Origin of the sequence: Streptomyces sp. NPDC004658 (genome assembly GCF_040609555.1) — a bacterium.
Lineage (GTDB): Bacteria > Actinomycetota > Actinomycetes > Streptomycetales > Streptomycetaceae > Streptomyces.
On record NZ_JBEXKG010000369.1, the window covers coordinates 1 to 2,271 of the forward strand.

Annotated in this window: 2 pseudogenes; both read right to left on the reverse strand. The window is 76.5% G+C overall.

Annotated elements, in window-relative coordinates:
* A pseudogene (locus ABZV94_RS41375) lies at nucleotides 1-429 on the reverse strand (hypothetical protein); the annotation flags it as partial.
* Nucleotides 426-2,183: pseudogene (locus tag ABZV94_RS41380) on the reverse strand (DEAD/DEAH box helicase); the annotation flags it as partial. The pseudogenes ABZV94_RS41375 and ABZV94_RS41380, both read right to left, overlap by 4 nt.
* Nucleotides 2,184-2,271 lie beyond the last annotated feature (88 nt).

Below are 2,271 nucleotides of genomic sequence, written 5' to 3' on the forward strand. Positions count from 1 at the left end.
GAGCGCCGCGCGCGCCACGTCCGCGGGCCTCGCCCCACGGGTGCCGGAAAGCCCCACCGGTTCCCCGTCACCCGGCTCGCCCTCACCGCCGGACGGCCCGGCCCCGCTCCCGTCGGACAGCACGGCTCGCGGTTCGCCCCCCGGCCCGCCGTCACCGCCGGCCGGTACCGCCCCGCCCACCGGGCCGCCCCCACCGGTGGAGAGGCCGACTCGCCCCCCGTCCTCCGGCCGAGCCCCGGACTCGTCCGCCGTGTCGGCGCGGGCCGTCTCGACGGCAGGGTCCCCCGGCCCCCCGGCCGGCTCGGCAGCCGTCGCCTCCGGGGCGTCCCGCGTCGCGCCCGTCGCCACCGCGCGCTCGGTCTCCGCCCGTTCGCGGGCCTCGCGCAGGGCCCTGCGGGCGGCGTCGCCGGGGCGGGGCGGGGGCGTCATGCGGTCCTCCGCAGGGAGACGAGGTCGGAGAGTTCGCGGTCCGTCAGCTCGGTGAGGGCCGCCTCGCCGGAGCCGAGGATCGCGTCGGCCAGGGCGCGCTTGGACGCGAGCATCTCGGCGATGCGGTCCTCCACGGTGCCCTCGGTGACCAGGCGGTGGACCTGCACCGGCTGGGTCTGGCCGATGCGGTACGCGCGGTCGGTGGCCTGTTCCTCCACGGCCGGGTTCCACCAGCGGTCGAAGTGGACGACATGGCCCGCGCGGGTGAGGTTCAGGCCGGTGCCGGCCGCCTTCAGGGACAGCACCAGCACCGGTGTCGCGCCGTCCTGGAAGCGGTCGACCATGCGCTCGCGCTCCGGCACAGGCGTGCCCCCGTGCAGCAGGTCGACGGGGATCGCGCGGGCGGACAGGTGGGCGGTGAGGAGGCGGGCCATGCCGACGTACTGGGTGAAGACGAGCGCCGAGCCGTCCTCGGCGAGCAGGGTGTCCAGCAGCTCGTCCAGGAGGGCGAGTTTGCCGGAGCGGGCGGCCAGGCGGTCGGGGCGCGGGTCCTCCTTCAGGTAGAGCGCCGGGTGGTCGCAGATCTGCTTCAGGGCGCCGAGGAGTTTGAGCACCAGGCCGCGGCGGGCCATGCCCTGCGCCGTCTCGATGGCCAGCATCGACTCGCGCACCACCGCCTCGTACAGCGCGGCCTGTTCCCGGGTGAGGGGCACCGGGTGGTCCGTCTCCGTCTTGGGCGGCAGTTCGGGCACGATGCCGGGGTCGGACTTCTTGCGGCGCAGGAGGAAGGGGCGGACCAGCCGGGCCAGGCGCCGCACCGCCTCCTCGTCCTCGCCGTTCTCCACCGCCCGCGCGTGCCGGGCGCGGAAGGACTTCAGCGGGCCGAGGAGCCCGGGGGTGGTCCAGTCGAGCAGGGCCCACAGTTCGGAGAGGTTGTTCTCCACGGGGGTGCCCGTGAGCGCCACGCGCGCGGGGGCCGGGATCGTGCGCAGCGCCTTGGCGGTGGCCGAGTACGGGTTCTTCACGTGCTGGGCCTCGTCGGCGACGACCATGCCCCAGGGCTGTTCGGCGAGGCGGGCCGCGGTGGAGCGCATGGTGCCGTACGTGGTGAGGACGAAGCCGCCGTCCACGCCGTCCAGGGTGCGCTCGGGGCCGTGGAAGCGGCGGACCGGGACGCCGGGCGCGAACCGGGTGATCTCCCGCTGCCAGTTGCCGAGGAGGCTGGCCGGGCAGACGACGAGGGTGGGTTCGGTGCGGGCCCGCTTCAGGTGCAGGGCGATGAGGGTGACGGTCTTGCCGAGGCCCATGTCGTCGGCGAGGCAGCCGCCGAGGCCCAGCGAGGTCATCAGGTCCAGCCAGGCCAGGCCGCGCAGCTGGTAGTCGCGGAGGGTGGCGCGCAGGCCGGGCGGCGGGTCGGCGGGGTGCGGGCCCGCGGTGAGCCGGTCGCGCAGGGCGGCCAGCGCGCCGGCCGGGACGGCCTCGACGGTCTCGCCGTCGACCTCGGCGGTGCCGGTGAGGGCGACGGCGAGCGCGTCGACCGGGTCGAGCAGGCCCAGCTCGCGTTTCCGGGCCTTGCGGACCAGCGCCGGGTCGACCAGCACCCAGCGGTCCCGGAGCCGTACGACCGGGCGGTGGGCCTCGGCGAGGGCGTCCATCTCGGCCTCGCCGAGCGGGTCCCCGCCGAGGGCCAGCTGCCAGCGGAACCGGAGCAGGTCCTCGCTCTCGAAGAAGCCGGTGCCGTCGGTCGCCGAGCCACGGTCCTCGGCTGGATCACCACCGGCGCCCTACGGCTCATGTCCCCACGACGCCGCGCCCGTGCCCTGCTGGGGCGGGCCCGGCCGC